Raw genomic sequence first — 23,778 nt, 5'->3', positions numbered from 1 at the left:
GCTCAGCGGCGCAGGAGCAGGAAGCCGGGGGCCGGGACCGCCGCCGGCACCGCGCCGGGGCCGAGGGGGCCGTCGTCGCCGTGGCCGGCGAGGAGCTCGGCCCGCGTCAGGTCCGCGGGCACGGGCAGCGGCTCCGCGCCGAGGGCGACGAGCAGGATGACGTCGGCGTCCTCGCCGGCGCGGGTGAGGCGCACGTGGCGCCGGGCCGCGTCCACCTCGGCCCGGACGCGGTCGCGGCGAGGGTCGGTGAGCTGGGGCAGCGTGCGGCGCAGGCCGATCAGGGTGCGGTAGGCGGCGAGCACGCGCGCCCCGCGGCCGTGGCCGTCCGCGCCGCCCGCGGCCTCCGCCCAGTCCAGCACCGCCGCGTCCCGCGTGGCGGAGTCCTGCGGGTCGGGGACGTCGGCCGGGTCCCAGCCGTGGGCAGCGAACTCGCGGCGACGTCCCTGCCGGACGGCGTCCCCGAGCTCGGGCTCGCGGAACGAGGTGAAGAACGGCCACGGCGTCGAGGCCGCGAACTCCTCCCCCATGAAGAGCATCGGCACGTGCGGGCCGGTCAGCAGCAGGGCGGCCTCGGCCGCGAGCGCGCCCTCGGACAGGGCGGCCGCGGTGCGGTCGCCGCCGGCGCGGTTGCCCACCTGGTCATGGTTCTGGATGCTGGCCACCCACGCATGGTTGGGGAGGGCGTCCGGCACGGGGCGCCCGTGGTCGCGGCCGCGGAAGGTGGATCGGGTGCCGTCGTGGAAGTAGGTGCGCTCCATGACCTTGGCCACCGCCTCCAGCGGGGCGAAGTCCGCGTAGTAGCCGTGGGTCTCCCCCGTCGCGGCCACGTGCAGGGCGTGGTGGACGTCGTCGTTCCAGGCCGCGGCGAGGCCGAGCCCGCCGGCCTCGCGGGGCAGCACCAGACGCGGGTCGTTGAGGTCGGACTCGGCCACGAGGGGCACGGGTCGGCCGGCACGGGCCGCGATCCCGTCCGCGAGCGCGGCCATCTCCTCGAGCAGGTGCACGGCGCGGGCGTCCCGCAGGGCGTGCACCGCGTCGAGGCGCAGCCCGTCCACGCGCATCTCCTCGAGCCAGAAGCGGACGTTGTCCAGGACGAGCCGGCGCACCTCGTCCGAGTCGGCGCCGTCCAGGTTCAGGCCGTCGCCCCAGCCGGTGCCGCCCGGACCCAGATACGGCCCGAACACCTGCAGGTAGTTGCCGGAGGGGCCCAGGTGGTTGTGCACGACGTCCTGGACCACGCCGAGGCCGGCGGCGTGGGCGGCGGCCACGAAGCGGCGGTAGGCGGCGGGGCCGCCGTAGGACTCGTCGACGGCGAACCACGCCACCCCGTCGTAGCCCCAGTTCCGAGGGCCGGAGAAGGAGTTCACGGGCAGCAGCTCGACGTGGGTGACCCCGAGGTCCCTCAGGTGCGGCAGGCGGGCGATGGCGGCGTCGAGGGTCCCCTCCGCCGTGAAGGTCCCCACGTGCAGCTCGTAGAGGACGGCGCCGCGCAGGCCGCCGCCCTGGGGCGCGGCCGGATCGGACTCCACCCCGGGCGGCCCAGCCCAGCCCTCGTCCGGCCACGCGAAGACGCGGCCGGCGACGTCGCGGCGGGAGGGCCCGTGGACCGTGTCGGGCTGGCGGCGGGAGCGGGGGTCCGGCACGGGGTCCGCCCCGTCCACGCGGTAGCCGTAGCCGGGGTCGGCCGGCGGCTGGGCGGCGTCGAGGCCAAGGGCGGCCAGCGGGTCCTCCGTGGGCGTCCACCAGCCTCCGGCGGCGGGGGCCATGGCCACGACGGCGGCGACGGGCCAGCGGTCCTCGGCGTCGTGCAGGGCGCCGGGCTCGGTGTCGACGAGGACGAGGTCGACGCTCTCGGCGTGCGGCGCCCAGACGGCGTAGGGGATGGCGCGCGCGGCGTCGACGGCGGCCCGCTCGGCCGCGGCGGGGTCCACGGGGTCGGAGCCGATCGGGTGCAGGCCCGGGGCGGGGGCGTCGGCCGGACGGGGCTCGGTCACGGGGCGGTCCTCTCTCGGCGGTCGGACGGGGCGTGCGCCGGGACGAGCAGCGCGACGGGCAGGGTGCTGAGCAGTTCGTCGAGGCGCACGGCGCCGCGCGCGTCCGGGTGGACGGGGTGGCCGGTGACGGCGTCCTCCCACCGCCCGGCCGGCACGGTCACGACGGTCTGGCCCCAGCCACCCGCGGCCGCGAGGCGGACGGGCCAGCGCGTGGCCACGGCGAGCGCCCCGCCCCGGTCGAACGCGATCGCGTGTTCGGCGGCGGGGCCGGAGACGTCGAGCGGGCGGTGGCCGGTGAACAGCTCGGGCCGGTCGCGGCGGGCGCGCAGCACGCCGGCCACGACGGCCAGCTTGGCGGCGGCGGGGTCGTCGAGGCCGGGCGTGTGGCCGGCGTCGAGGCGGTCCAGCAGGTCGGCCCGGGCCGCGAAGTCCACGGGGCGGCGGTTGTCCGGGTCCACGAGGGTGGGGAAGGGCACCTCCGTGCCCTGGTAGACGTCGGGGACGCCGGGGGCGGCGAGCTGGACGAGCTTGTGGCCGAGCTGGACCACCAGGCCGGGCTCGGCGATGCGGTCCGCGACGGCCTGGAGCACGCCCCGGGCAGGCCCCTCGGGGGAGGTGACGGCGGCGGCGAGTGCGGCGAGCCGGGCCTCGAACTCGGGGTCCTGGTCCGTCCAGGTGGTGGCCAGGGCCGCCTCGCGGGAGGCCTTCTGCAGGAAGCCGAGGATCCGCTCCTCCTCCGGCGTGGTGCCGTCCGTGGGCCAGACCCCCACGATGGACTCCCAGAGCAGCCGCTCCGCGTCGGGGTGGCCGAGCGGGTGGAGGCGCCTCAGCTCCGCGAGCTCGGCGGCCCAGCGGTCGGGCTCCTCGGCGAGCACGGCGATGCGGGCGCGCACGTCCTCGCCGCGCTTGGTGTCGTGGGTGCTCAGGGTGGTCATGGCCGTCGGCCAGGCGGCCTGGCGCGCCTGCTGGGCGGCGTGGAAGTCGGCCAGGGACAGGGCGACGTGGGAGGGGTCTCCGCCGACCTCGTTCAGATTGGCCCACCGGGTGTACCGGTAGAAGGACCGGTCCTCGACGCCCTTGGCCATCACCATGCCGGAGGTCTGCTGGAACCGGCGGGCCACGGGCGAGTCCGGGTCGGTCAGCTCGGGCCGCAGGTCGCCGAGCACGTCGGCGAGGCCCGGCTCCGCCTCGGCCGCGTCCGCCAGCGCGCCCTCGAGCACGGCCAGGCCCACGGGCAGGTAGGTGCGGTACACGGGCAGCCGGGCCAGCACAGCGGCGAACGCGGCGGCCACGTCCTCGTCCGGGTGGGCACCGAGGGCGTGCACGGCGCGGACCTCCCGGACCAGCCGGGCGGTCTCGGCCGCGAGGGGGCCGGTGGCCACGTCGTGCTTGGCCCGCACCACGGCCTCGTCCCACTCCCGACGACGGCGCGCGTCCTCGGCCGCATCGCCGGCGGCCTCGGGGTGCATGAAGACGCGTTCGACCTCGCCGAGCGCGTCGTAGCCGGTGGTCCCGTCCACGGGCCAGTCCGCGGGCAGCGCCTCACCGGGCTCGAGGATCTTCTCCACCACGAGGTAACCCTCCGGCAGGACGTGGGAGCGCAGGCGCCGCGCGTAGCCGGCCGGGTCCGCCAGGCCGTCCGGGTGGTCCACGCGCAGCCCGTCCACGAGCCCTTCGCGGACCCAGCGGGCGGGTTCGGCATGGACGGCGTCGAAGACCTCGGGCTCGTCCACCCGGACGCCCGCGAGCGTGGTGACGGTGAAGAACCGGCGGTAGTTCAGCTCGGCGTCGCCGCGGCGCCAGCCGACCAGCCGGTAGTGCTGACGGTCGTGCACGGCGCGGGCCAGGCGGGACCGCTCCGGGGTCGGCTCCTTCGCCGGGTCCGCCTCCGCGAAGACCTCCGCGGCGCGCAGCCCGGTCTCCGCCTCGGCCGCCTCGAGCGATCCGGGGGCGAGGGGGTAGACGTTGTCCCAGTAGCGCAGACGGCCGCCCTCGGTGTCGACGACGAGACGGTCCAGCTCCGCGTCCGCGTCCCCGTCAGGACCGTCCCCCAGGACGGGGATGAGCAGAGACCCGCCGCCGGCCGCCCAGTCCACGTCGAACCACGCCGCATGCGCCGCCTCGGGACCGTGGGTGAGCACGTCCCACCACGCCGGATTGGCCCGGGGCGTGGCCACGCCCACGTGGTTCGGCACGATGTCCACAAGCACGCCCATGCCCGCCTCGTGCGCGGCGTGCGCGACCGCATCCAGCCCCTCGGCCCCGCCGCGGGCGGCGTCCAGCCGCGTGGGGTCCACGACGTCGTACCCGTGGTCGGAGCCGGGCTCGGCCTCGAGCAGCGGCGAGAGGTAGAGCCAGTCCACGCCCAGGCGCCGCAGATAGGGCACGAGCCCGGCCACGGACTCCAGCGGCAGATCCGGGCTGACCTGGAGCCGGTAGGTGGACGCGGGGGCGGAACGGACGGTCGAGGTGCTCACGCGGCGACGCTAACAGAGGCCCCCGACGCGGCATCAGGCCCGACGGACGGCGGCGGACGCGGTCACGGGGCCGGACGCAGCGGCAGGTCCTCGTACTTCTCCGGCGGGTTGTGGAAGATGTCCTCGCCGACGAAGGGCTCGCCCGAGGGGTCGACCAGGACCATCTCGTCCCGCAGGACGGTCCCGTCCGGCTGGGTGAGGTCGATGATGAACCCCGTGCCGGACTGGCGGATGCGCTCGATCGAGGTGTAGCCGTACTTGGCCGTCAGGTTCTGACGCAGCGTGTCCAGCCCCGCCAGGTGCGTCCCCACACCCACGCTGGCCAGCACGGCCGCGACCGCCAGCATCACGGCCCCCACCCGGCGCTGCAGCCGGGTGTTGTCCAGGACGTCCACCTCGGTGTTGCGTCCGTGCTCGTCAGCGTGCCGCCGGTGCCGGCGCTCGCGCCAGATCCCGGCGGCCAGCAGGATGCCGCCGACGACGAGCGCGAGGGCGGCCGCCCAGTAGGCGAGCCAGGGGGTGAAGAGGTTGACGGGCGCGAAGGTCATGCCCCCAGTGTGACATCCCTCACGTCCGCGGGCCGCTCAGGGCAGGCCGGCACCGCGCACCGCGGTCCACAGGCGGTGCCACTGCGCGGAGTCCATCGCCTCGGCCGCGGCGGCCGCCTCGGCGCACGCGGCGACGCGCTCCGGGTCCTGGGTGCCGATCACGGGCCGCACGCCCCACGGCAGGCGCAGCAGCCAGGCGAGCACCACGGCCTCCCGGCTGACGCCCAGCTCCGCTGCGACCTCGCCGACGACGCCGGCCGCGCCGTCGTCGCCGGAGCTGAACCGACCCTGCCCCAGCGGACCCCAGGCCTGCAGCTCGATCCCCTCCGCGGCGCACACCGGGCCGAGGCGCCCGGCGTCGGCGTCCGCGGGGGCGTCCGGGTGGTTGGCGAGCACGACCGACTCCACGAGGGTGCGGTGGTGCAGGCCGAGCTCGACCTGGACGCACGCCAGCCCGGTCCCGTCCGCCGCCTGGCTCTCGAGCTCGCGCTGGAACTCGAGGACGCGGCCCACGCCGAGGTTGGAGACGCCCAGCTTGCCGACCAGGCCCGCCTCCCGCGCGTCGAGGAAGGCGCGCACGGTGTCGGCCACGGGCGTGAGGACGTCGGGCCGGTGGATGATCAGGGTGTCCACGCGCTGCTCGCCGAGGCGGGACAGCGAGCCCTCCAGCGAGGCGCGCACGTGCTCGGGCGAGGAGTCGTAGCGGGTCAGACGCCGCCCGGCCGGGTCCGTCTCGTGCAGGACGATCCCGCACTTGGTCTGCACCTTCAGGGCGGAGCGCTCCTCGTAGGGCAGCTCGTGCAGCAGCCGGCCGACGGTCTCCTCGGAGCGGCCGGCCCCGTAGATGTCCGCGGTGTCCAGCAGGTCGACGCCGGCCTCGATCCCGGCGCGCAGGGCGCGGCGGGCACGCTCCACGGCCGCCTCGGCCTGCGCTGCGCCCGCGGGCCCCTCCGGCCTCGCCCCCGGGTCGGCGTCCGGGGGCGGCGGGGGAACGGACCCCCAGGCCATGGTCCCGAGGACGATCGGGGTGGCCGGAGTCGGGTCGAGGTCGAGCGGCGGATGCGTGGGGGCTGTGCTCATGGCCTCACCGTCTCACGTCCGCCCGCCCCGGGTCCGGACCCGCCGCCCTGTGATGGGATGGGTCCATGAAGCTCGCCACGTTCCGCCAGCCCGACTCCGACGCCGCCTACCCCGGCGCCACGTTCGCCGCGGTCATCACCTCCGTGCACCCCGAGGACCCCGAGGTCGCCGTGCGCGCCGTCGCCCTGCCGGACTGTCGCGACGTCGGCGAGTACCTCACCGCCACGCCGGAGGAGCAGCGGGAGATGGTGGAGGGTGCCCTCCGCGCGGCGCAGGCCGACCGGTCCCTCCTGCTGGACACCTCCGGCCTCGTCTACGACACGCTCGTGCCCTTCCCCACCAAGGTGTTCTGCGTGGGCCTGAACTACACGAACCACATCGACGAGACGGGCCTGGATCGCCCCGAGCATCCGACGCTGTTCGCGAAGTTCCCGCAGTCCCTCACGGGTGCACTGGACCCGATCGAGGTCCCCGAGGAGGACCACCGGGTCGACTACGAGGGCGAGCTGTGCATCGTGGTCGGGGATCCGGGCCGACGCATCGCCGTCGAGGACGCCCCGGAGCACATCGCGGGCTACGCGGTGGCCAACGACATCTCCATGCGCGGCTTCCAGGGCCGCACCTCCGAGTGGCTGCAGGGCAAGGTGTGGGAGGCCTCGACGCCCGTGGGTCCGTGGCTGGTCACCCCGGACGAGTTCCCGGCGGACGCGCGCGTCCTCACGCACGTCAACGGTGAGCTGCGTCAGGAGGACAGGGTCGCCGACGTCGTCTTCTCCCCCGCCGAGCTGGTCTCCTACGCCTCACAGCTGATCACCCTGAACCCGGGTGACCTGATCCTGACCGGCACGCCCGCGGGGGTCGCCCTGGCCCGCCGGGACGCCGAGGGCCGCCGCCCGTGGCTGCGTCCCGACGACGTCGTCGAGGTGGAGATCACCGGGCTGGGACGCCAGCGCAATGAGCTCGTCTGAGGCGGCGCCGGCGGACGCCCTGCCCCGCGTCGTCGGCATCCTCGGTGCGGGGCGGGCGGGCACCGCGCTGGCACGGGCGATCGCGCGCATCCCCCGCCTCTCCCCGGGCATGGCCGCCCCGCGGGTGATGGTCGCGGGCACGCGGCGCCCCGCGGCGGTCCAGCGTCACCTGACGATCTACGCGCCCGAGGCCGTCGCCGTGTCGGCCGAGGACCTGGCGGCGGAGGCGGAGCTCGTCGTCGTGGCCGTGCCGCGCGAGGCGCTCGACGACGTCGACCCGCTCGCCCTCGCCGGGCCGGCCACGCGCGCCGTGGTGGACCTGACCAACACGTGGCCGGGCGAGCCCGTCCCGGCGTGGCTCGACGACGACGACGGCTCGCCCGGCTCCGTCCGGATCGCCGCGCGCTGGGCCGCCGCGGGACTGCGCGTGCCCGTCGTGCGCGCGTTCTCGGAGATCTCGCACCACGACCTGGAGGATGCCGGGCGCGCCACGGCCCCGCGCCGCGCCCTCGCGGTGGGCACCGAGCGGACTGACGCGGCGCCCGAGCCGGCCGCGGTCGCCGCCGCGCGCGACACGGTGGTCGCCCTCGTCACCGCGATGGGCTTCGACGCGGTCCCCTACACGGGCCTCGACCGGGCCGGGGTCCTCGAGCCGGGGGCGGCGGGGTTCGGCACCGCGCACGATGCCGGCCGGCTCGCCGCGCTGCTCGCCGACGCGCCCACCGGCTGAGGCGCCACCCGCCCGGCGGTACCTAGGCTGGGCGGGACCGCCGACCCGTCCAGGAGGCCCCGTGACCCGTCCGCCGCACCGCATCGCCCGCCGCACGCTCACCGCGGTCGCCCTGTCCGCCGCCGCCCTCACCGGACCGGCGGCGTCCGCCACCGTCGTCGCCCTGCCGGTCACGGCGGGGGTGACGGGCGCCGTCGTCGCCGCCGCGCCGCAGGCCCACGCCGTGGCCTGGGACCAGGTGGAGCTCGTGGATGACGCGGGCGTGATCGACCCCGCCCAGCTGCGCCGAGACCTGGCGGGGATCGAGTTCCGGGAGCCGACCCGCGTCGCCGTGGTCACCGAGCGCGGCCCGGACCTGTCCGCACTGGACGACGACCGCGCGTCTCAGGCGTTCAACGGGCGGGTGCTCGAGCGGGCTCGCGCGGAGCACCCGGACTGGCTCAGCGCGGACGGCCAGAAATGGGCCGACGGCCTCGTGATCGTGGCGCTCGACCCGGACAACCGGTTGATCGGGGTGTACGTGGGCGAGGACCGGATGCTCAGCACGGACCGGCTGCGGGAGGTGCGCGAGGCCGGACACGAGGCGGCCCGTGCGGCCCGGTGGACGGACACGGTCGTGGAGGTGACGGACGCCGCCGCAGAGCTGATCGGGCGCCCCTGGTGGCAGGCTCCCGAACTGTGGTTCGGCGCGGGGATCGTCGGTGTGGCGGGCGGCGGCGCCGCGGCCGCGGCGCTCGCGAGCCGACGGCGTCGCCGCCGCCGGACGGCCGACCTGCTGGCCGAGGCCCGCACCCACCTGACCCCCGTCACCCTGGAGATGGACACCACCGAGGTGAACGCGTCCACGGTGCCCGAGGACTCGCCCCACGCGGCCGCGCTGATGGAGCGCTTCCGCAACTTCCGGCGCCAGGCGCTCGATGCGTCGGCGGAACTGGACCGCCTCGAGGCCCTGCCGGAGCGCAGCCTGCATCGCACAGAGCACGCCCGGGCCGCGGAGGACGTCCGGGACCGCGCCCGTGAGCTCGACCGCCTCGACGACGCCGTGGCCGCGGCGAACACCTTCCTCAACCGCCACGCGGGGTGGCCGGCGGCGTGGGACCAGCAGACCGCCCCGCTGCGGGCCGACCTGGACGCCGTCGGCACGCTGGCCTCCTCCGTCGGCTCCGCCGGACCCGTCGGCTCCGCCGTCGCGGCGCTGGAGTCCTTCCGCGCCGAGGCGCAGCACCGGCTCGAGGCGCTGGGCGCGGACCTGCAGGACGAGCGCCTGACCCCGGCCACGGCGCTGGGCGAGCTGGATGCGCTGCGGCGTCGCCTGACCGGGCTGGTCTCCGCCCTCGCCGACGCCGAGGTGGCGGCCTTCGGCAAGGACGAGGCCGAGCGTGAGCTGCTGCGCGACGAGCTGCGCACGCACCGTGGCCCGGCCCGGTCCGCGCGCGGCTCGATCCTGGACTCCGCGCTGCCGGCGGATGCCTACTGGACGGTGGTGGCCTTCACCACGGGCCACCAGGCCGGCGAGCGGTCCGTCCAGGACCACCGCCAGGCGCAGTCCAGCTCCTCCGGGACCGGCTACGGATCCTCGGGCGGCTCGTTCTCCGGGGCGGGCTCGTCCGGCCGATTCTGAGCCGGCCGGGGCCGGATCTGAGCCGGAAGCTCGTCCGGGGCCGGCACCCGGCCCCTGGCCCACCGCCCCGTTCTGCGAGCCAGTGAAGGACCATGACCGCCGCTGACACCCCCGCACCCCGCCAGGCCCCCTCGCGTTCTTCCTCGACAAGGCCGTGCCCGAGGCATGGCACGCGGTCGGGCCGCTGGCCTCGGCCGCGCGCGGCGCCGCCGAGCAGGCCGGACTGGACCGGCAGCTCGTGGAGCTCGTGAACCTCCGGGTCTCCCAGCTCAACGGCTGCGTGTTCTGCCTGGACCGGCACACCCGCCAGGGTGCCGACGCCGGTCTGAGCGTGCAGCGCCTGGGGCTGCTGCCGGCGTGGCGTGAGGCCGGGGCCGTGTACTCGGAGCAGGAGCGCGCTGCGCTCGAGCTCGCCGAGGCGGTCACGGACCTCCCCGAGCAGGAGCAGCTGAACTACGTGCAGGCCTCCACGGCCGCCGCGCTCACGGACGCCCAGTACGCGGCCGTGCAGTGGGTCGCGATCGTGATGAACCTGACGAACCGCATCTCGATCCTGTCCCATCACCCCGTGCGGCGCCGGGACGGCTGACCCCTTCCCCGTCGCCGGCCCGGCGGCGGGGTCCACCCAGGAACGAGAGGACCGACCATGACCGAGCAGACCCCCAGCCTGGAGCACCCGCAGGTCCGCAAGAACGGGGAGAGGTACGAGATCGTCGTCGATGACGCGGGCACGGTGGCCGGCTTCACGACGGCGATCGACGACGACACCGCCGACGGCCCGGCCCAGCGGATCTTCCCGCACACCAAGGTCGACCACGAGTACGAGGGCCGGGGCCTGGCCTCGACCCTCGTGCGCGAGGCGCTGAAGGACACCGTGGCCGCGGGCCGCCGGGTCGTCCCCGTCTGCCCGTACGTGAAGGACTGGGTGGACGAACACGACGACGTGGCCGGCGAAGTGGACCCGGCGCGCCCCGAGCATCTCCGGTTCCTGGAGTCCCGCCAGGACTGACGCACCGCACCCGGTGAGCACCCGGAGACGAGAAGAGCCCCCGCCGATCCGGCGGGGGCTCTTTCTGGTCGGGGTGACAGGATTTGAACCTGCGGCCTCGTCGTCCCGAACGACGCGCGCTACCAAGCTGCGCCACACCCCGTTGGAGGTCTCAGACCTGAATCCAACAGAGAGCGACTATACCAGCCACACCGGGTGCCGCCAAACCGAGATGCGGGGCAGAATCTCACGCGTGAGACCTCTGCGCACCCCGCGAATCCGAGAGAGGCCGGCATGAGCTGGTGGCCGTTCCCGCGTTCCTCCGCGAGCCCCTCCCCCGACGACGACGGCGCCCCGGCCGCCGCCGAGCTCGAGGAGGCCGTGGCCGCCCTGCGACAGCTGTTGCGCGCGGAGCGGCACCGACTGCGCCCGGACAGCTGGGCCCTCGCGTGGGAGATGGTCGAGCACGCCGCCGAGTACGCGCCAGCCTGGACTCGCCTGCAGCGCACACGGCCCGTGGAGACCCAGGAGCTCGTGATCGCCCTCACCGGGCGCTTGGAGCCGCTGCTGCGCGACTTCCTCGCACTCCCCGACTCGGAGAAGCCGGCCCATGCCGACGCCGTGCACGCGCGCCTTCGGGAGCAGGGCACGGAGCACGGCCGGCTGCGCCGCCGACTCACCCGCGCGCTCACGGCACGACTGCGGGCCGGCGAGGAGCTCTGAGCGCCGCGGGGGGGGGGGGGAGGCACCCCGGAACGCAGAAAGCCCCGTGCAGATCGCACGGGGCCGCCCGGTGAATCCTCCCGGGAATGCGGGAAGGGCCTCGCACACAACGGTGCGAGGCCCTCCCTCAAAGAATGTCCGGCGGCGACCTACTCTCCCACAACCTCCCGGCTGCAGTACCATCGGCGCTGTGGGCCTTAGCTTCCGGGTTCGGAATGGAACCGGGCGTTTCCCCCACGCTATGACCGCCGTAACCCTAACCCCACACCACCACCCTCAACACGGGCAACAGCAGGGAAACCTACGGGTCACACAACAGTGACACTATTCAACTCAAAACACCTCAACCACCCACCAACAAGCAGACAGCCGGTTGCAATCAGACAACCGCACAGTGGACGCGAACACCAACCCATCACCTTGAAGCAAGCAATAGGATAAGAGTGTGTGTAAGTCATCGGCCTATTAGTACTGGTCAGCTTCACGAGTCTTCAGTCCTCGCTTCCACATCCAGCCTATCAACCCAGTGTTCTAGCTGGGGGCCTCACACCCTCAAAGGGGCAAGGAAATCTCATCTCGAAGCCGGCTTCCCGCTTAGATGCTTTCAGCGGTTATCCATCCCGAACGTAGCTAATCAGCCATGCACCTGGCGGTACAACTGACATACCAGAGGTTCGTCCGTCCCGGTCCTCTCGTACTAAGGACAGACCTTCTCAAATTTCCAACGCGCGCAGAGGATAGGGACCGAACTGTCTCACGACGTTCTGAACCCAGCTCGCGTACCGCTTTAATGGGCGAACAGCCCAACCCTTGGGACCTACTCCAGCCCCAGGATGCGACGAGCCGACATCGAGGTGCCAAACCATGCCGTCGATATGGACTCTTGGGCAAGATCAGCCTGTTATCCCCGAGGTACCTTTTATCCGTTGAGCGACGGCCGTTCCACAACGAGCCGCCGGATCACTAGTCCCGACTTTCGTCCCTGCTCGAGCTGCCACTCTCACAGTCAAGCTCCCTTGTGCACTTGCACTCGACACCTGATTGCCAACCAGGCTGAGGGAACCTTTGGGCGCCTCCGTTACATTTTGGGAGGCAACCGCCCCAGTTAAACTACCCATCAGGCACTGTCCCTGACCCGGATCACGGGCCGAAGTTAGATATCCAGAGTGACCAGAGTGGTATTTCAACGGCGACTCCACGAACACTGGCGTGCCCGCTTCACAGTCTCCCACCTATCCTACACAAGTCACACCGAATACCAATACCAAACTATAGTAAAGGTCACGGGGTCTTTCCGTCCTTCTGCGCGTAACGAGCATCTTTACTCGTAATGCAATTTCGCCGAGTTCATGGTTGAGACAGCGGGGAAGTCGTTACTCCATTCGTGCAGGTCGGAACTTACCCGACAAGGAATTTCGCTACCTTAGGATGGTTATAGTTACCACCGCCGTTTACTGGGGCTTAAGTTCTCCGCTTCGCCGAAGCTAACAGGTCCCCTTAACCTTCCAGCACCGGGCAGGAGTCAGTCCATATACATCGTCTTACGACTTCGCATGGACCTGTGTTTTTGATAAACAGTCGCTTCCCCCTGGTCTCTGCGGCCCCGATCCCCTCACACCAGCACGTGGTGCTCAAGGTTGGGGCCCCCCTTCTCCCGAAGTTACGGGGGCATTTTGCCGAGTTCCTTAACCATGATTCTCTCGATCGCCTTAGTATTCTCTACCTGACCACCTGTGTCGGTTTAGGGTACGGGCAGTTTGAACCTCGCGCCGATGCTTTTCTAGGCAGCATAGGATCACCGGATCACCCACCACGTGGGCGCCCATCAGGTCTCAGGCATACAGCCGGCGGATTTACCTACCGGCAGCCCTACACCCTTAGACCAGGTCATTTCCATTGCCCGGCCCGGCTACCTTCCTGCGTCACACCCGTTAATGCGCTTGCCTCCCCGGTTCAGGTCCCGCGCTCCCCACCACCGACCCCGTCAAAGACGGGGTTCGGGATGGTTCGGGCGGTTAGTATCACCGGCTCAACATGGACGGTTCTTCACTGGTACGGGAATATCAACCCGTTGTCCATCGACTACGCCTGTCGGCCTCGCCTTAGGTCCCGACTTACCCAGGGCAGATTAGCTTGACCCTGGAACCCTTAGTCATCCGGCGGACGGGTTTCTCACCCGTCTTTCGCTACTCATGCCTGCATTCTCACTCGTCCACAATCCACCAGAAGTTACCCGCTGGCTTCACCTCGTGAACGACGCTCCCCTACCCATCCAGCAAAACTGAATGCCACGGTTTCGGCGGTGTACTTGAGCCCCGCTACATTGTCGGCGCGGAATCACTTGACCAGTGAGCTATTACGCACTCTTTCAAGGGTGGCTGCTTCTAAGCCAACCTCCTGGTTGTCTCAGCAACTCCACATCCTTTCCCACTTAGCACACGCTTAGGGGCCTTAACCGGTGGTCTGGGCTGTTTCCCTCTCGACTATGAAGCTTATCCCCCACAGTCTCACTGCCACGCTCTCACTTCCCGGCATTCGGAGTTTGGCTGAAGTCAGTAACCTTGTAGGGCCCATCGTCCATCCAGTAGCTCTACCTCCGGGAAGAAACACGTGACGCTGCACCTAAATGCATTTCGGGGAGAACCAGCTATCACGGAGTTTGATTGGCCTTTCACCCCTACCCACAGCTCATCCCCTCCATTTTCAACTGAAGTGGGTTCGGTCCTCCACGCGCTCTTACACGCGCTTCAACCTGGCCATGGGTAGATCACTCCGCTTCGGGTCTAGGACACGCGACTCAATCGCCCTATTCAGACTCGCTTTCGCTACGGCTTCCCCACACGGGTTAACCTCGCCACGTATCACTAACTCGCAGGCTCATTCTTCAAAAGGCACGCTGTCACCCCACAAGGAGGCTCCAACGGTTTGTAGGCACATGGTTTCAGGTACTATTTCACTCCCCTCCCGGGGTACTTTTCACCATTCCCTCACGGTACTGATCCGCTATCGGTCAACAGGTAGTATTCAGGCTTACCAGGTGGTCCTGGCAGATTCACACGGGATTCCTCGGGCCCCGTGCTACTCGGGCAACCCCCCAACAGCGGCGGAACACATTTCGACTACGGGACTCTCACCCTCTACGGTCCAGCATCCACACTGGTTCGTCTATATGCCCGCACCTCACTGCGCCATGCCGGCAGACATGACAAGGAGGGGCCCACAACACCGCACATGCAACCCCTGCCGGGTATCACACACATACGGTTTAGCCCCATCCGCGTTCGCTCGCCACTACTAACGGAATCACTTTTGTTTTCTCTTCCTGTGGGTACTGAGATGTTTCACTTCCCCACGTTCCCTCCACCCGGTCTATGTGTTCAACCGGGGGTCACACGACACGTCGTGCGGGGTTTCCCCATTCGGAAATCCTGGTCTCAACGTCCGGTTATCGACTCCACCAGGCTTATCGCAGATTCCCACGTCCTTCTTCGGCTCCTGTTGCCAAGGCATCCACCATGCGCCCTTGGAAACTTTCACACACAATGAAAGTCCTCAAATGAGCAATATCTAACTAAGATGTCATTCTCGGCATCACCACACCTCACACACCACCCCAGGGGGAACAGTGCGATCAACGATGCAGCAACAAAAAATAAGATGCTCGCGTCCACTATGCAGTTCTCAAACAACAACCCACACCCCATCCACCAACCCACAAGGCCAGCTTCACAAGATACGGAGACCAGAAACAACAACCCAACCCTCACAGATCAGGGTGCCTGCTGTTCCAGGACCCAACAGTGTGCCAACACCAGCTCGCAGCCACCAACACCACCCATTCCAACCACACCCTCACAGGCATGACGTACTCGAGCACTGCCGGCACCACCACTGGCACCATTCATTGATGTTCCACCCATGAGCAACCCGCCATCACACACGCGGTGATGCAACGGGCACTGATGCTCCTTAGAAAGGAGGTGATCCAGCCGCACCTTCCGGTACGGCTACCTTGTTACGACTTAGTCCCAATCGCTGGTCCCACCTTCGACGGCTCCCCCCACAAGGGTTAGGCCACCGGCTTCGGGTGTTACCAACTTTCGTGACTTGACGGGCGGTGTGTACAAGGCCCGGGAACGTATTCACCGCAGCGTTGCTGATCTGCGATTACTAGCGACTCCGACTTCATGGGGTCGAGTTGCAGACCCCAATCCGAACTGAGACCGGCTTTTTGGGATTAGCTCCACCTCACAGTATCGCAACCCATTGTACCGGCCATTGTAGCATGCGTGAAGCCCAAGACATAAGGGGCATGATGATTTGACGTCGTCCTCACCTTCCTCCGAGTTGACCCCGGCAGTCTCCCATGAGTCCCCACCACGACGTGCTGGCAACATGGAACGAGGGTTGCGCTCGTTGCGGGACTTAACCCAACATCTCACGACACGAGCTGACGACAACCATGCACCACCTGTGAACCCGCCCCAAAGGGGAAACCGTATCTCTACGGCGATCGAGAACATGTCAAGCCTTGGTAAGGTTCTTCGCGTTGCATCGAATTAATCCGCATGCTCCGCCGCTTGTGCGGGCCCCCGTCAATTCCTTTGAGTTTTAGCCTTGCGGCCGTACTCCCCAGGCGGGGCACTTAATGCGTTAGCTGCGGCGCGGAAACCGTGGAATGGTCCCCACACCTAGTGCCCAACGTTTACGGCATGGACTACCAGGGTATCTAATCCTGTTCGCTCCCCATGCTTTCGCTCCTCAGCGTCAGTTACAGCCCAGAGACCTGCCTTCGCCATCGGTGTTCCTCCTGATATCTGCGCATTCCACCGCTACACCAGGAATTCCAGTCTCCCCTACTGCACTCTAGTCTGCCCGTACCCACCGCAGATCCGGGGTTAAGCCCCGGACTTTCACGACAGACGCGACAAACCGCCTACGAGCTCTTTACGCCCAATAATTCCGGATAACGCTCGCACCCTACGTATTACCGCGGCTGCTGGCACGTAGTTAGCCGGTGCTTCTTCTGCAGGTACCGTCACTTTCGCTTCTTCCCTACTGAAAGAGGTTTACAACCCGAAGGCCGTCATCCCTCACGCGGCGTCGCTGCATCAGGCTTGCGCCCATTGTGCAATATTCCCCACTGCTGCCTCCCGTAGGAGTCTGGGCCGTGTCTCAGTCCCAGTGTGGCCGGTCACCCTCTCAGGCCGGCTACCCGTCGTCGCCTTGGTGAGCCATTACCTCACCAACAAGCTGATAGGCCGCGAGTCCATCCAAAACCGATAAATCTTTCCAACACCCACCATGCGGTGGACGCTCCTATCCGGTATTAGACCCAGTTTCCCAGGCTTATCCCAGAGTTAAGGGCAGGTTACTCACGTGTTACTCACCCGTTCGCCACTAATCCACCCAGCAAGCTGGGCTTCATCGTTCGACTTGCATGTGTTAAGCACGCCGCCAGCGTTCATCCTGAGCCAGGATCAAACTCTCCGTAAAAAAATTACAGAACAACACCGTGGCAGCCGGAAATAACCACCACGACATCCATTCAATACCTGGCAGACCATCACCACACCACGGGGGTGGCAGGCGATGATCAACCAATATGTGTTAAAACAATTGGCATCAACAAACTTGGCACACTATTGAGTTCTCAAACAACAGGCGCTTCCAGCTTCAGCGACCCGCTCCGCGGGCCGTTTCGCTCTGGAGCAACTTCTCCATCCTAGACCATCCGTTTCGACCGTGTCAACTCCGTGTCCGAAGCATTCACCGTCCGTTCACATGGCCGGGCTAGAAAACCTTACCACGTGATCCGACCATGTCAACTCCGCTCAACGCGGTGTCAGACACTCACCGGACCATCCACGTGGAAGGCCTTGAAAAGCTTACCACATGATTCCCGGCTGTCAAACCAGATCATCTTCTTCAGGAATCCCGACCCGCATCACTGCCGGCCGCGCACCCGGTGAGCACCACCCGCCCTGGACCTGCCATTCTCGGCATGAATCCGCGGATTCTGTGTTCTTCACCCCGCCTCCCGGTCACCCGGTCGGCGTCTTGAGCACGAGATGGAACTCTACACACGAATCCCACCGAACACAAAATCAGGGGCGGCACCCGGCGTGCGGTCAAGGGTGGGCGGCCGGTTTCCGCCTGTTCTCGCGGATTCCTTCGGCCTGGCCCGCCCCGTTCGACGCTCCAGCGCCGTCACCCCCGGCCGTGACGTGCACCACTCCTCAGGGCGTGGCCGTCGTGTCCAGGGTCGGCTGGAGCCACAGGGTGGTCAGCGCCGGCACGTTCACCGTGACGCGGGCCGGCTGGCCCTGCCACTGGCCCTCGTGTGCCGCGATCACCTCGGACTGGCCGGTCTGCTCCCGCCAGCCGTCACCGTGGAAGTCGGTCGCATCGGTGTCCAGCACCACCGTCCACTCCCCCGCGGACGGCACCCCCACGCGCAGCCCCTGACGCGGCGACCCCGAGAGGTTGGTGATGCACAGCAGCGGGGCGCCGCCCGGTTCAGCGGCCGGGACCGCGGCGCCGTCGTCGTCGATCCGTGTCTCCGGCACCACCTGCGCCGCGGGCATGCGGAGGAACACGAGCGTGTTGCCGTCGGCGTCGCCGCCGTCCACCCACGAGAATCCCTCCGGGCTGTGGTCCAGCGACCACAGCGCCGGCTTGCTGCGGTAGAGCGCGTTGAGCTCCCGGATCGTCAGCTGGACCCCGCGGTGCGCCTCATCCCACGAGACGGGCCAGTCCAGGCCCTCGCCCTCGGACCACTCGCTCGGCTGCGCGTACTCCCCGCCCATGAACAGCAGCTGCTTGCCGGGGTGCGCCCACATGTACCCGTAGTAGGCGCGCAGGGTCGCCAGCTGCTGCCGTCGGTCGCCCGGGATGCGGCCCAGCAGGGAGCCCTTGCCGTGGACGACCTCATCGTGGGACAGCGGCAGCACGTAGTTCTCCGAGTAGGCGTACACCATGGAGAACGTCCACTGCTCGTGGTGCCACCGGCGGTTGACCGGGTCCTGGGACAGGTAGGCCAGGGTGTCGTGCATCCAGCCCATGTTCCACTTCTTGCCGAAGCCGAGACCGCCCGCGTCCACGGGAGCGCTCACCCCGGAGAAGGCCGTGGACTCCTCCGCGATCATGTGGACGCCGGGGTGCAGGCGGTACACGGTCGCGTTGACCTCGCGCAGGAAGTCGATGGCCTCGAGGTTGTGGTTGCCGCCGTGCACGTTGGGCTCCCACTGCCCGTCCTCGCGCGAGTAGTCCAGGTAGAGCATCGAGGCGACGGCGTCCACGCGCAGCCCGTCGATGTGGAACTCGCCGAGCCAGTAGAGCGCGTTGGCCACGAGGAAGTTGCGGACCTCGGTGCGGCCGAAGTCGAACACGAGGGTGCCCCAGTCGGGATGTTCGCCCCGCCGCGGGTCCGGGTGCTCGTACAGGGCGGTCCCGTCGAAGCGCGCGAGCGCCCACTCGTCCTTCGGGAAGTGCGCCGGCACCCAGTCCACGATGACGCCGATCCCCGCCCGGTGGAGCGCGTCCACCAGGTGCTTGAACTCGTCCGGGGAGCCGAACCGGGAGGTGGGGGCGTAGTAGCCGGTCACCTGGTAGCCCCAGGACCCGCCGAACGGATGCTCCGCGACCGGCAGGAACTCCACGTGCGTGAACCCGAGCCACTGCACGTACTCCACGAGCTGCTCGGCCAGCTCGCGGTAGTCCAGCCCGGGCCGCCACGAGCCCAGGTGCACCTCGTAGATGCTCAGCGGGCGCTCGTGCGGGTCCGTGAGACGGCGGCGCTCCATCCAGGTGCGGTCCCCGAAGGCGTAGTCGGACTCGAGCACACGCGAGGCCGTGGCCGGCGGGACCTCCGTCCAGCGGGCCATCGGGTCCGCCTTCTGCCGCCAGAGCCCGTCCCGGCCGAGGATCTCGAACTTGTAGCGGTCGCCGTGACCGACGCCAGGCACCAGCAGCTCCCACACGCCGGAGGAGCCGAGGGACCGCATGGCATGGGTCCGGCCGTCCCAGCCGTTGTGGTCGCCCACCACGCGCACGGCCCGCGCGTTCGGCGCCCAGACCGCGAAGGCCGTGCCGACGGCCTCGCCCGCGGAGGTGCGGACCACGCGGGCGCCCAGCACCTCCCACAGCCGTTCGTGCCGGCCCTCCCCGATCAGGTGCAGGTCCAGCTCGCCGAGCGTGGGCAGGTGCCGGTACGCGTCGTCCTGCTCCTGGACGGGGCCGGTCGTGCCGTCCTCGGTCTCGTACGCCACCTCGACGCGGTAGTCGCCCGCGGCAGCCCCGGCCACGCGGGGCGTCGGGGCCACGCCCGCGAACACGCCGTCGTGCTCGTGCGTCAGCTCCACCCGCTGCCCGTCGCCGGCGCGGACCACCGTGACCGTGCGCGCCAGCGGGCGCAGCACGCGGTAGGTGACCGCCGCGCCGTCGGGATGCGGGTGGGCGCCCAGCACGGTGTGCGGATCGTGGTGCCGGCCCTGCGCGACGGCGGCCAGCACCTCCGGGTCCACGGCGAGCGGGGCGACGGCGGGACGGGGGGCGGCGGACGGGGTCATGGCGATTCCTGTTCTGGGGACGGCGGGCGTCGGGAGCGGCTCAGCCGTTCCGGACGACCCGCAGGACATGGGCGGGCTCGACGTGGGGGTCCAGGCGGACGTACGGGGTGCGGCCCCACCGCCAGCGCTGGCCGGTGAGCAGGTCCTCCACCTCGACGGCCCCGGACGCGTCGCGGTCCTCGGGGCGCAGACGCAGCGCCTCGAGGTCCAGGTCCAGGGTCGCCTCGACGACGTCGTGCGGGTTCGTGGTGACGACGACGATCAGGGTGTCCTCCGCGGGACCGGCGTCGGTGACCGCCTCGGCGTCCCGGTGCGCACCCTCGGGCCGGGCCGAGCGCGTCTTCGAGAACACGAGCAGGTCAGGGTGCGTCGAGGCGTGCAGGGTCAGGTTCTGCAGGTCGCCCAGCGCCGGGTGCGCCGCGCGGATCTCATTGAGCCGGGTGAGGTACGGGGCGAGCGAGGCACCCGCGGCCTCCGCGCCCTCCCAGTCCCGGGGGCGGTACTCGTACTTCTCGTTGTCGATGTACTCCTCCGCGCCCGGCCGGGCCACGTGCTCGAACAGCTCGAACCCGGCGTAGACGCCCCACAGCGGGCTGGCCGTGGCGGCGACGACGGCGCGGATCCGGAACGCGCCCGGGCCGCCGTGCTGCAGGTACTCCGTGAGGATGTCCGGCGTGTTGACGAAGAGGTTGGGGCGATAGAACGCCGGCGTCTCGTGCGAGATCTCCTGGAGGTACTCCGCAAGCTCCTCGGCCGTGTTCCGCCAGGTGAAGTACCCGTAGGACTGCTGGAACCCGACCTTGCCCAGGGCGTGCATCATCGCGGGACGGGTGAAGGCCTCGGCGAGGAACACGACGCGCGGCTCCTCGGCGCGGACCTTCGCGATCAGCCACTCCCAGAACCACAGGGGCTTGGTGTGGGGGTTGTCCACGCGGAAGATGTGCACGCCGCGGGCCACCCAGCCCCGCACCACGTCCAGCACCGCCTGGGCGAGGCCGCCCGGGTCGTTGTCGAAGTTCAGCGGGTAGATGTCCTGGTACTTCTTCGGCGGGTTCTCCGCGTACGCGATGGTGCCGTCCACGCGGGTGGTGAACCACTCCGGGTGCGCGGCGACCCACGGGTGGTCCGGGGAGCACTGCAGGGCCAGGTCCAGGGCCACTTCGAGGCCCTCGTCCGCGGCCGCGGCCACGAACGCCTCGAAGTCCTCGACGGTGCCCAGGTCCGGGTGCACGGCGTCGTGCCCGCCCTCGGGCCCGCCGATCGCCCACGGCGAGCCCGGGTCCTGCGGCCCGGCCGTCAGCGTGTTGTTCGGACCCTTGCGGTGCGTGGTGCCGATCGGGTGGATCGGCGGCAGGTAGGCCACCTGGAAGCCCATCCGGGCGACCGCCGGGAGCCGGTCGGCCGCCGTCGCGAAGGTGCCGGAGGACCACGTGCCGGAGGCCTCGTCGAAGCGGGCGCCCTCGGAGCGGGGGAAGAACTCGTACCAGGCGCCGCGGCCGGCGAGCTCACGCTGCACGTCCAGCGGGTAGAGCTCGGAGCTCGTGAGGTGCTCCCGCACGGGGCGGGCGTGGAGGACGGCGGACACCTCCGCCGACTCGGCGGAGGCCAGGCGCTGGGCCGGGATGAGCGACTCGTCCTCGAGGCCGCGAACGACCTCCTCGAACACGGCGCGGTCCTCGGCCGAGCGCTCCGCGTCCTCGGCGGCCCGGCGGAACAGGGCGGCGCCCTCGGCGAGCATCAGCTCCACGTCGACGCCGGCGGCGATCTTGACGGTGGCCGCGTGCTTCCACGTGCCCACCGGATCGTCCCAGCCCTCGACCACGAACTGGTGCAGGCCCGGCTCGGCGGGCCGCAGCGTGGCCACGACCTCGTCCAGGCCGGGCCGGCCCGGACGCATCTGCACGCGCTGCACCTCGGCGCCGGCCGGGTCGAGCAGGCGGACGGTGGCGCGCACGGAGTCGTGGCCCTCGCGGAACACGGTCGCGCGGACGGGGATGTCCTCGCCGACCACGGCCTTCGCCGGGAACCGGCCGTCCAGCACCACGGGCTGCACGTCCGTCACCGGGATACGCCCCGTGACGGTCTGGAGGCGGACATCGGCTGCGGTGGCGCTCTGGGTGTCGGGCTTCACGGTGCTCACGCCACGACGCTACCCCGCGGCCGCGCCGGTGAGAACGGCCGGCCCGCCCGCCCGCCGTGGGGGGCGGAGGGGCGGGCCGGGGACGGGGCGCCGGACGGGACGCTCAGGACAGCATGGTCTTGTCGTCCACGACGGCGCCCTTGATCTTGCCGAACTCGGCCAGCAGGTCCGCCGGGGTGCGCCCGGCCTTCTCCTGCTCGTCCAGCTCGAGGATGATCCGGCCGTCGTGCATCATGATCAGCCGGTTGCCGACCTCGAGGGCCTGGGACATGTTGTGCGTGACCATCAGCGTGGTGAGCCGGTGCTCGGCCACCACCTGCCGGGTCAGGCGGGTCACCAGCTCCGCCCGGGACGGGTCCAGGGCGGCGGTGTGCTCGTCCAGCAGCAGGATCTTCGGTCCGGAGAACGTGGCCATGAGCAGGCTGAGCGCCTGACGCTGGCCACCGGAGAGCAGCCCGACCTTGGCGGTGAGGCGGTTCTCCAGGCCGAGTTCGAGCTTCGTGAGCTCGTCGCGGAACATCGCGCGCCGGGCGCGGGAGACGCCCCGCGAGAGCCCGCGGGCGTGCCCGCGTCGCCAGGCCAGGGCCATGTTCTCCTCGATCGTGAGATTCGGGGCCGTGCCCGCCGTCGGGTCCTGGAACACCCGGCCGATCGAGGCCGCGCGGCGGTGGTCCGGCATGCGGGTGACGTCCTTGCCGCCCACGGCCACGGTGCCGGTGTCCGGGAGCAGCTTGCCGGCGATCGTGTTCAGGATCGTGGACTTGCCGGCGCCGTTGGAGCCGATCACGGTGACGAAGTCGCCCTCGGCCAGGTGCAGGTCGATGCCCTGCAGGGCGCGCCGCTCGTTGACGGTGTTCGGGAAGAAGGTCTTGGAGACCTGTGAGATCTCAAGCACGGGGGGCCTCCTCGGAGACGGATGCGGCGGGGGTGGCGCCGCCCGGCTCGCCAGTCAGGGGCATGCCGGCGGTGGCCGGAGCGGCGGCGGCCGGCGCCGGGGTCGCGGCCGTGCCCCGCGTGCGCAGGCTCAGGCGCCTGGCGAAGCCGAAGCGCGGCAGCAGCAGGGCCACGACGACGAGGGCCGCGGAGATCAGCTTCATGTCGTTCGGGCTCAGGCCCGCGTTGAGGGCGAACTGGATGATCAGGCGGTAGAGCACGGCGCCGACGATCACGGCGAGCGTCGCCCAGAAGACCGTGCGCTGGCCGAACACGGCCTGGCCCACGATCACGGACGCCAGGCCCACGAGGATGAGGCCGATGCCCATGGAGATGTCCGCGAAGCCCTGGTACATGGCCAGCAGGGAGCCGCCGAGGGCCACGAGGCCGTTGGAGATCATGAGGCCGAGGATCTTCATCCGGTCCGTGGAGACGCCGTACGAGCGGATCATCTCCTCGTTGTCACCGGTCGCCTGCAGGGCGAGGCCCAGGTCCGTGTGCAGGAACCAGTCGAGGATCAGCTTCACCACGAACACGCCGAGGAAGAGCACGAGGATCGAGCCCCAGTTCCGGGCCAGGCCCAGGTCGTCGAGCCACGTGAACAGGGTGTCCTGGCCGAGCAAGGGGATGTTGGCCTTGCCCATGATCCGCAGGTTGATCGAGTAGAGCGCGATCATCGTGAGGATGCCGGCGAGCAGGCCGTCGATCCGGCCCTTGGTGTGCAGCAGGCCGGTGACGAGGCCCGCGAGCGCGCCCGCCACGAAGGCGGCGAGCATGGCCAGGGGCACCGGCGTGCCGCCCGTGATGAGCACGGCGGCCGTGGCGGCGCCGGTGGTGAACGAGCCGTCCACCGTGAGGTCGGGGAAGTCGAGGATGCGGAAGGTCAGGTACACGCCGAGCGCGACGACGGCGTAGATCAGACCCAGTTCCACTGCGGTCAGCATGGGGTGGGTGCCTTTCGGGCGGGGCGAGGGGGACGGACGACGGCGGGACGGGGTGGGCCGGC

At 70.0% G+C, this 23,778-nt stretch carries 14 protein-coding genes, 1 tRNA gene and 3 rRNA genes; 6 read left to right on the top strand and 12 right to left on the bottom strand.

The genetic code is table 11. The features are described from left to right. Positions 1-2 precede the first annotated feature (2 nt). The 4 genes from treZ to AC0VX0_RS01685 all read right to left on the bottom strand — a co-directional run bounded on the left by treZ (position 3) and on the right by AC0VX0_RS01685 (position 6,099). Positions 3-1,994, bottom strand: a complete 1,992-nt coding sequence (gene treZ, locus AC0VX0_RS01700; RefSeq protein WP_355504805.1) for a malto-oligosyltrehalose trehalohydrolase — start codon at positions 1,992-1,994, stop codon at positions 3-5. Further along, positions 1,991-4,471 (bottom strand): malto-oligosyltrehalose synthase, encoded by a 2,481-nt coding sequence (treY, locus tag AC0VX0_RS01695; protein WP_129867106.1) that lies wholly within the window; start codon positions 4,469-4,471, stop codon positions 1,991-1,993. The genes treZ and treY overlap by 4 nt, the downstream gene beginning before the upstream one ends. A 62-nt stretch (positions 4,472-4,533) precedes the next feature. Next, on the bottom strand, positions 4,534-5,019 hold the full coding sequence (locus AC0VX0_RS01690; protein ID WP_063190217.1) for a hypothetical protein: 486 nt from the start codon (positions 5,017-5,019) through the stop codon (positions 4,534-4,536). Between the two features lie 36 nt (positions 5,020-5,055). Beyond that, the gene (locus AC0VX0_RS01685) at positions 5,056-6,099 is read right to left on the bottom strand and encodes an aldo/keto reductase (protein ID WP_129867107.1); all 1,044 of its coding nucleotides are present in this window, start codon (positions 6,097-6,099) and stop codon (positions 5,056-5,058) included. A gap of 65 nt (positions 6,100-6,164) precedes the next feature. Here AC0VX0_RS01685 and AC0VX0_RS01680 point away from each other — a divergent pair, with 65 nt between their 5' ends. The 5 genes from AC0VX0_RS01680 to AC0VX0_RS01660 all read left to right on the top strand — a co-directional run bounded on the left by AC0VX0_RS01680 (position 6,165) and on the right by AC0VX0_RS01660 (position 10,427). Next, positions 6,165-7,067 carry a fumarylacetoacetate hydrolase family protein gene (locus AC0VX0_RS01680; RefSeq protein WP_129867108.1) on the top strand — a complete coding sequence of 301 codons (903 nt, stop codon included), beginning with the start codon at positions 6,165-6,167 and terminating at the stop codon, positions 7,065-7,067. Then, positions 7,054-7,797 carry an NADPH-dependent F420 reductase gene (locus tag AC0VX0_RS01675; RefSeq protein WP_242934430.1) on the top strand — a complete coding sequence of 248 codons (744 nt, stop codon included), beginning with the start codon at positions 7,054-7,056 and terminating at the stop codon, positions 7,795-7,797. Before AC0VX0_RS01680 ends, AC0VX0_RS01675 begins: the two co-directional genes overlap by 14 nt. Before the next feature lie 61 nt (positions 7,798-7,858). Then, complete coding sequence (locus AC0VX0_RS01670; RefSeq protein WP_475451789.1) at positions 7,859-9,418, top strand: DUF5129 domain-containing protein; 1,560 nt, start codon at positions 7,859-7,861, stop codon at positions 9,416-9,418. A 154-nt stretch (positions 9,419-9,572) separates the two neighbouring features. Continuing rightward, entirely contained in the window at positions 9,573-10,007 is a 435-nt protein-coding gene (locus AC0VX0_RS01665) for a carboxymuconolactone decarboxylase family protein (protein WP_475451787.1), read from the top strand. Positions 10,008-10,064: 57 nt separating this feature from the next. Further along, the gene (locus AC0VX0_RS01660; RefSeq protein WP_020625720.1) at positions 10,065-10,427 is read left to right on the top strand and encodes a GNAT family N-acetyltransferase; all 363 of its coding nucleotides are present in this window, start codon (positions 10,065-10,067) and stop codon (positions 10,425-10,427) included. 65 nt (positions 10,428-10,492) lie between these two features. On the opposite strand, the gene AC0VX0_RS01655 is transcribed toward AC0VX0_RS01660, so the two are convergent. Then, positions 10,493-10,569: transfer RNA gene (locus tag AC0VX0_RS01655), tRNA-Pro, on the bottom strand. Positions 10,570-10,700: 131 nt separating this feature from the next. Between AC0VX0_RS01655 and AC0VX0_RS01650 the strand changes: the two genes are divergently transcribed. Then, a complete protein-coding gene (locus AC0VX0_RS01650) occupies positions 10,701-11,129 on the top strand; it encodes a hypothetical protein (RefSeq protein ID WP_119217533.1) in 429 nt (142 codons plus the stop codon). A 136-nt stretch (positions 11,130-11,265) separates the two neighbouring features. Here the strand turns inward: AC0VX0_RS01650 and rrf are convergent. The 7 genes from rrf to AC0VX0_RS01615 all read right to left on the bottom strand — a co-directional run bounded on the left by rrf (position 11,266) and on the right by AC0VX0_RS01615 (position 23,716). Next, positions 11,266-11,382, bottom strand: a 5S ribosomal RNA gene (gene rrf, locus AC0VX0_RS01645). A gap of 192 nt (positions 11,383-11,574) precedes the next feature. After that, positions 11,575-14,666 (bottom strand): 23S ribosomal RNA (locus tag AC0VX0_RS01640). A gap of 436 nt (positions 14,667-15,102) precedes the next feature. Beyond that, positions 15,103-16,625 (bottom strand): 16S ribosomal RNA (locus tag AC0VX0_RS01635). Together the 16S, 23S and 5S rRNA genes form the textbook arrangement of a ribosomal RNA operon. 743 nt (positions 16,626-17,368) lie before the next feature. Next, a complete protein-coding gene (gene glgB, locus AC0VX0_RS01630) occupies positions 17,369-19,699 on the bottom strand; it encodes a 1,4-alpha-glucan branching protein GlgB (protein WP_136940052.1) in 2,331 nt (776 codons plus the stop codon). Between the two features lie 40 nt (positions 19,700-19,739). Then, complete coding sequence (locus AC0VX0_RS01625; RefSeq protein WP_101966082.1) at positions 19,740-21,839, bottom strand: alpha-1,4-glucan--maltose-1-phosphate maltosyltransferase; 2,100 nt, start codon at positions 21,837-21,839, stop codon at positions 19,740-19,742. A 103-nt stretch (positions 21,840-21,942) separates the two neighbouring features. Next, on the bottom strand, positions 21,943-22,734 hold the full coding sequence (locus AC0VX0_RS01620) for an ABC transporter ATP-binding protein (protein WP_036382449.1): 792 nt from the start codon (positions 22,732-22,734) through the stop codon (positions 21,943-21,945). After that, positions 22,727-23,716: an ABC transporter permease gene (locus AC0VX0_RS01615; protein WP_101966083.1), complete on the bottom strand. Its 990-nt coding sequence runs from the start codon at positions 23,714-23,716 to the stop codon at positions 22,727-22,729. The genes AC0VX0_RS01620 and AC0VX0_RS01615 overlap by 8 nt, the downstream gene beginning before the upstream one ends. Positions 23,717-23,778 lie beyond the last annotated feature (62 nt).

This window comes from Micrococcus sp. iso_26 (assembly GCF_056172975.1).
Note: the sequence above shows the minus strand (reverse complement) of the source record. Positions and strands in the feature narration are given on the sequence as shown.

Excerpts from the sequence above, each read along its gene's own strand:
- AC0VX0_RS01690 (WP_063190217.1), bottom strand. The coding sequence starts at position 5,019 with ATGACCTTCGCGCCCGTCAACCTCTTCACCCCCTGGCTCGCCTACTGG.
- AC0VX0_RS01685 (WP_129867107.1), bottom strand. The coding sequence starts at position 6,099 with ATGAGCACAGCCCCCACGCATCCGCCGCTCGACCTCGACCCGACTCCG.
- AC0VX0_RS01680 (WP_129867108.1), top strand. The coding sequence starts at position 6,165 with ATGAAGCTCGCCACGTTCCGCCAGCCCGACTCCGACGCCGCCTACCCC.
- AC0VX0_RS01675 (WP_242934430.1), top strand. The coding sequence starts at position 7,054 with ATGAGCTCGTCTGAGGCGGCGCCGGCGGACGCCCTGCCCCGCGTCGTC.
- AC0VX0_RS01660 (WP_020625720.1), top strand. The coding sequence starts at position 10,065 with ATGACCGAGCAGACCCCCAGCCTGGAGCACCCGCAGGTCCGCAAGAAC.
- AC0VX0_RS01650 (WP_119217533.1), top strand. The coding sequence starts at position 10,701 with ATGAGCTGGTGGCCGTTCCCGCGTTCCTCCGCGAGCCCCTCCCCCGAC.
- glgB (WP_136940052.1), bottom strand. The coding sequence starts at position 19,699 with ATGACCCCGTCCGCCGCCCCCCGTCCCGCCGTCGCCCCGCTCGCCGTG.
- AC0VX0_RS01615 (WP_101966083.1), bottom strand. The coding sequence starts at position 23,716 with ATGCTGACCGCAGTGGAACTGGGTCTGATCTACGCCGTCGTCGCGCTC.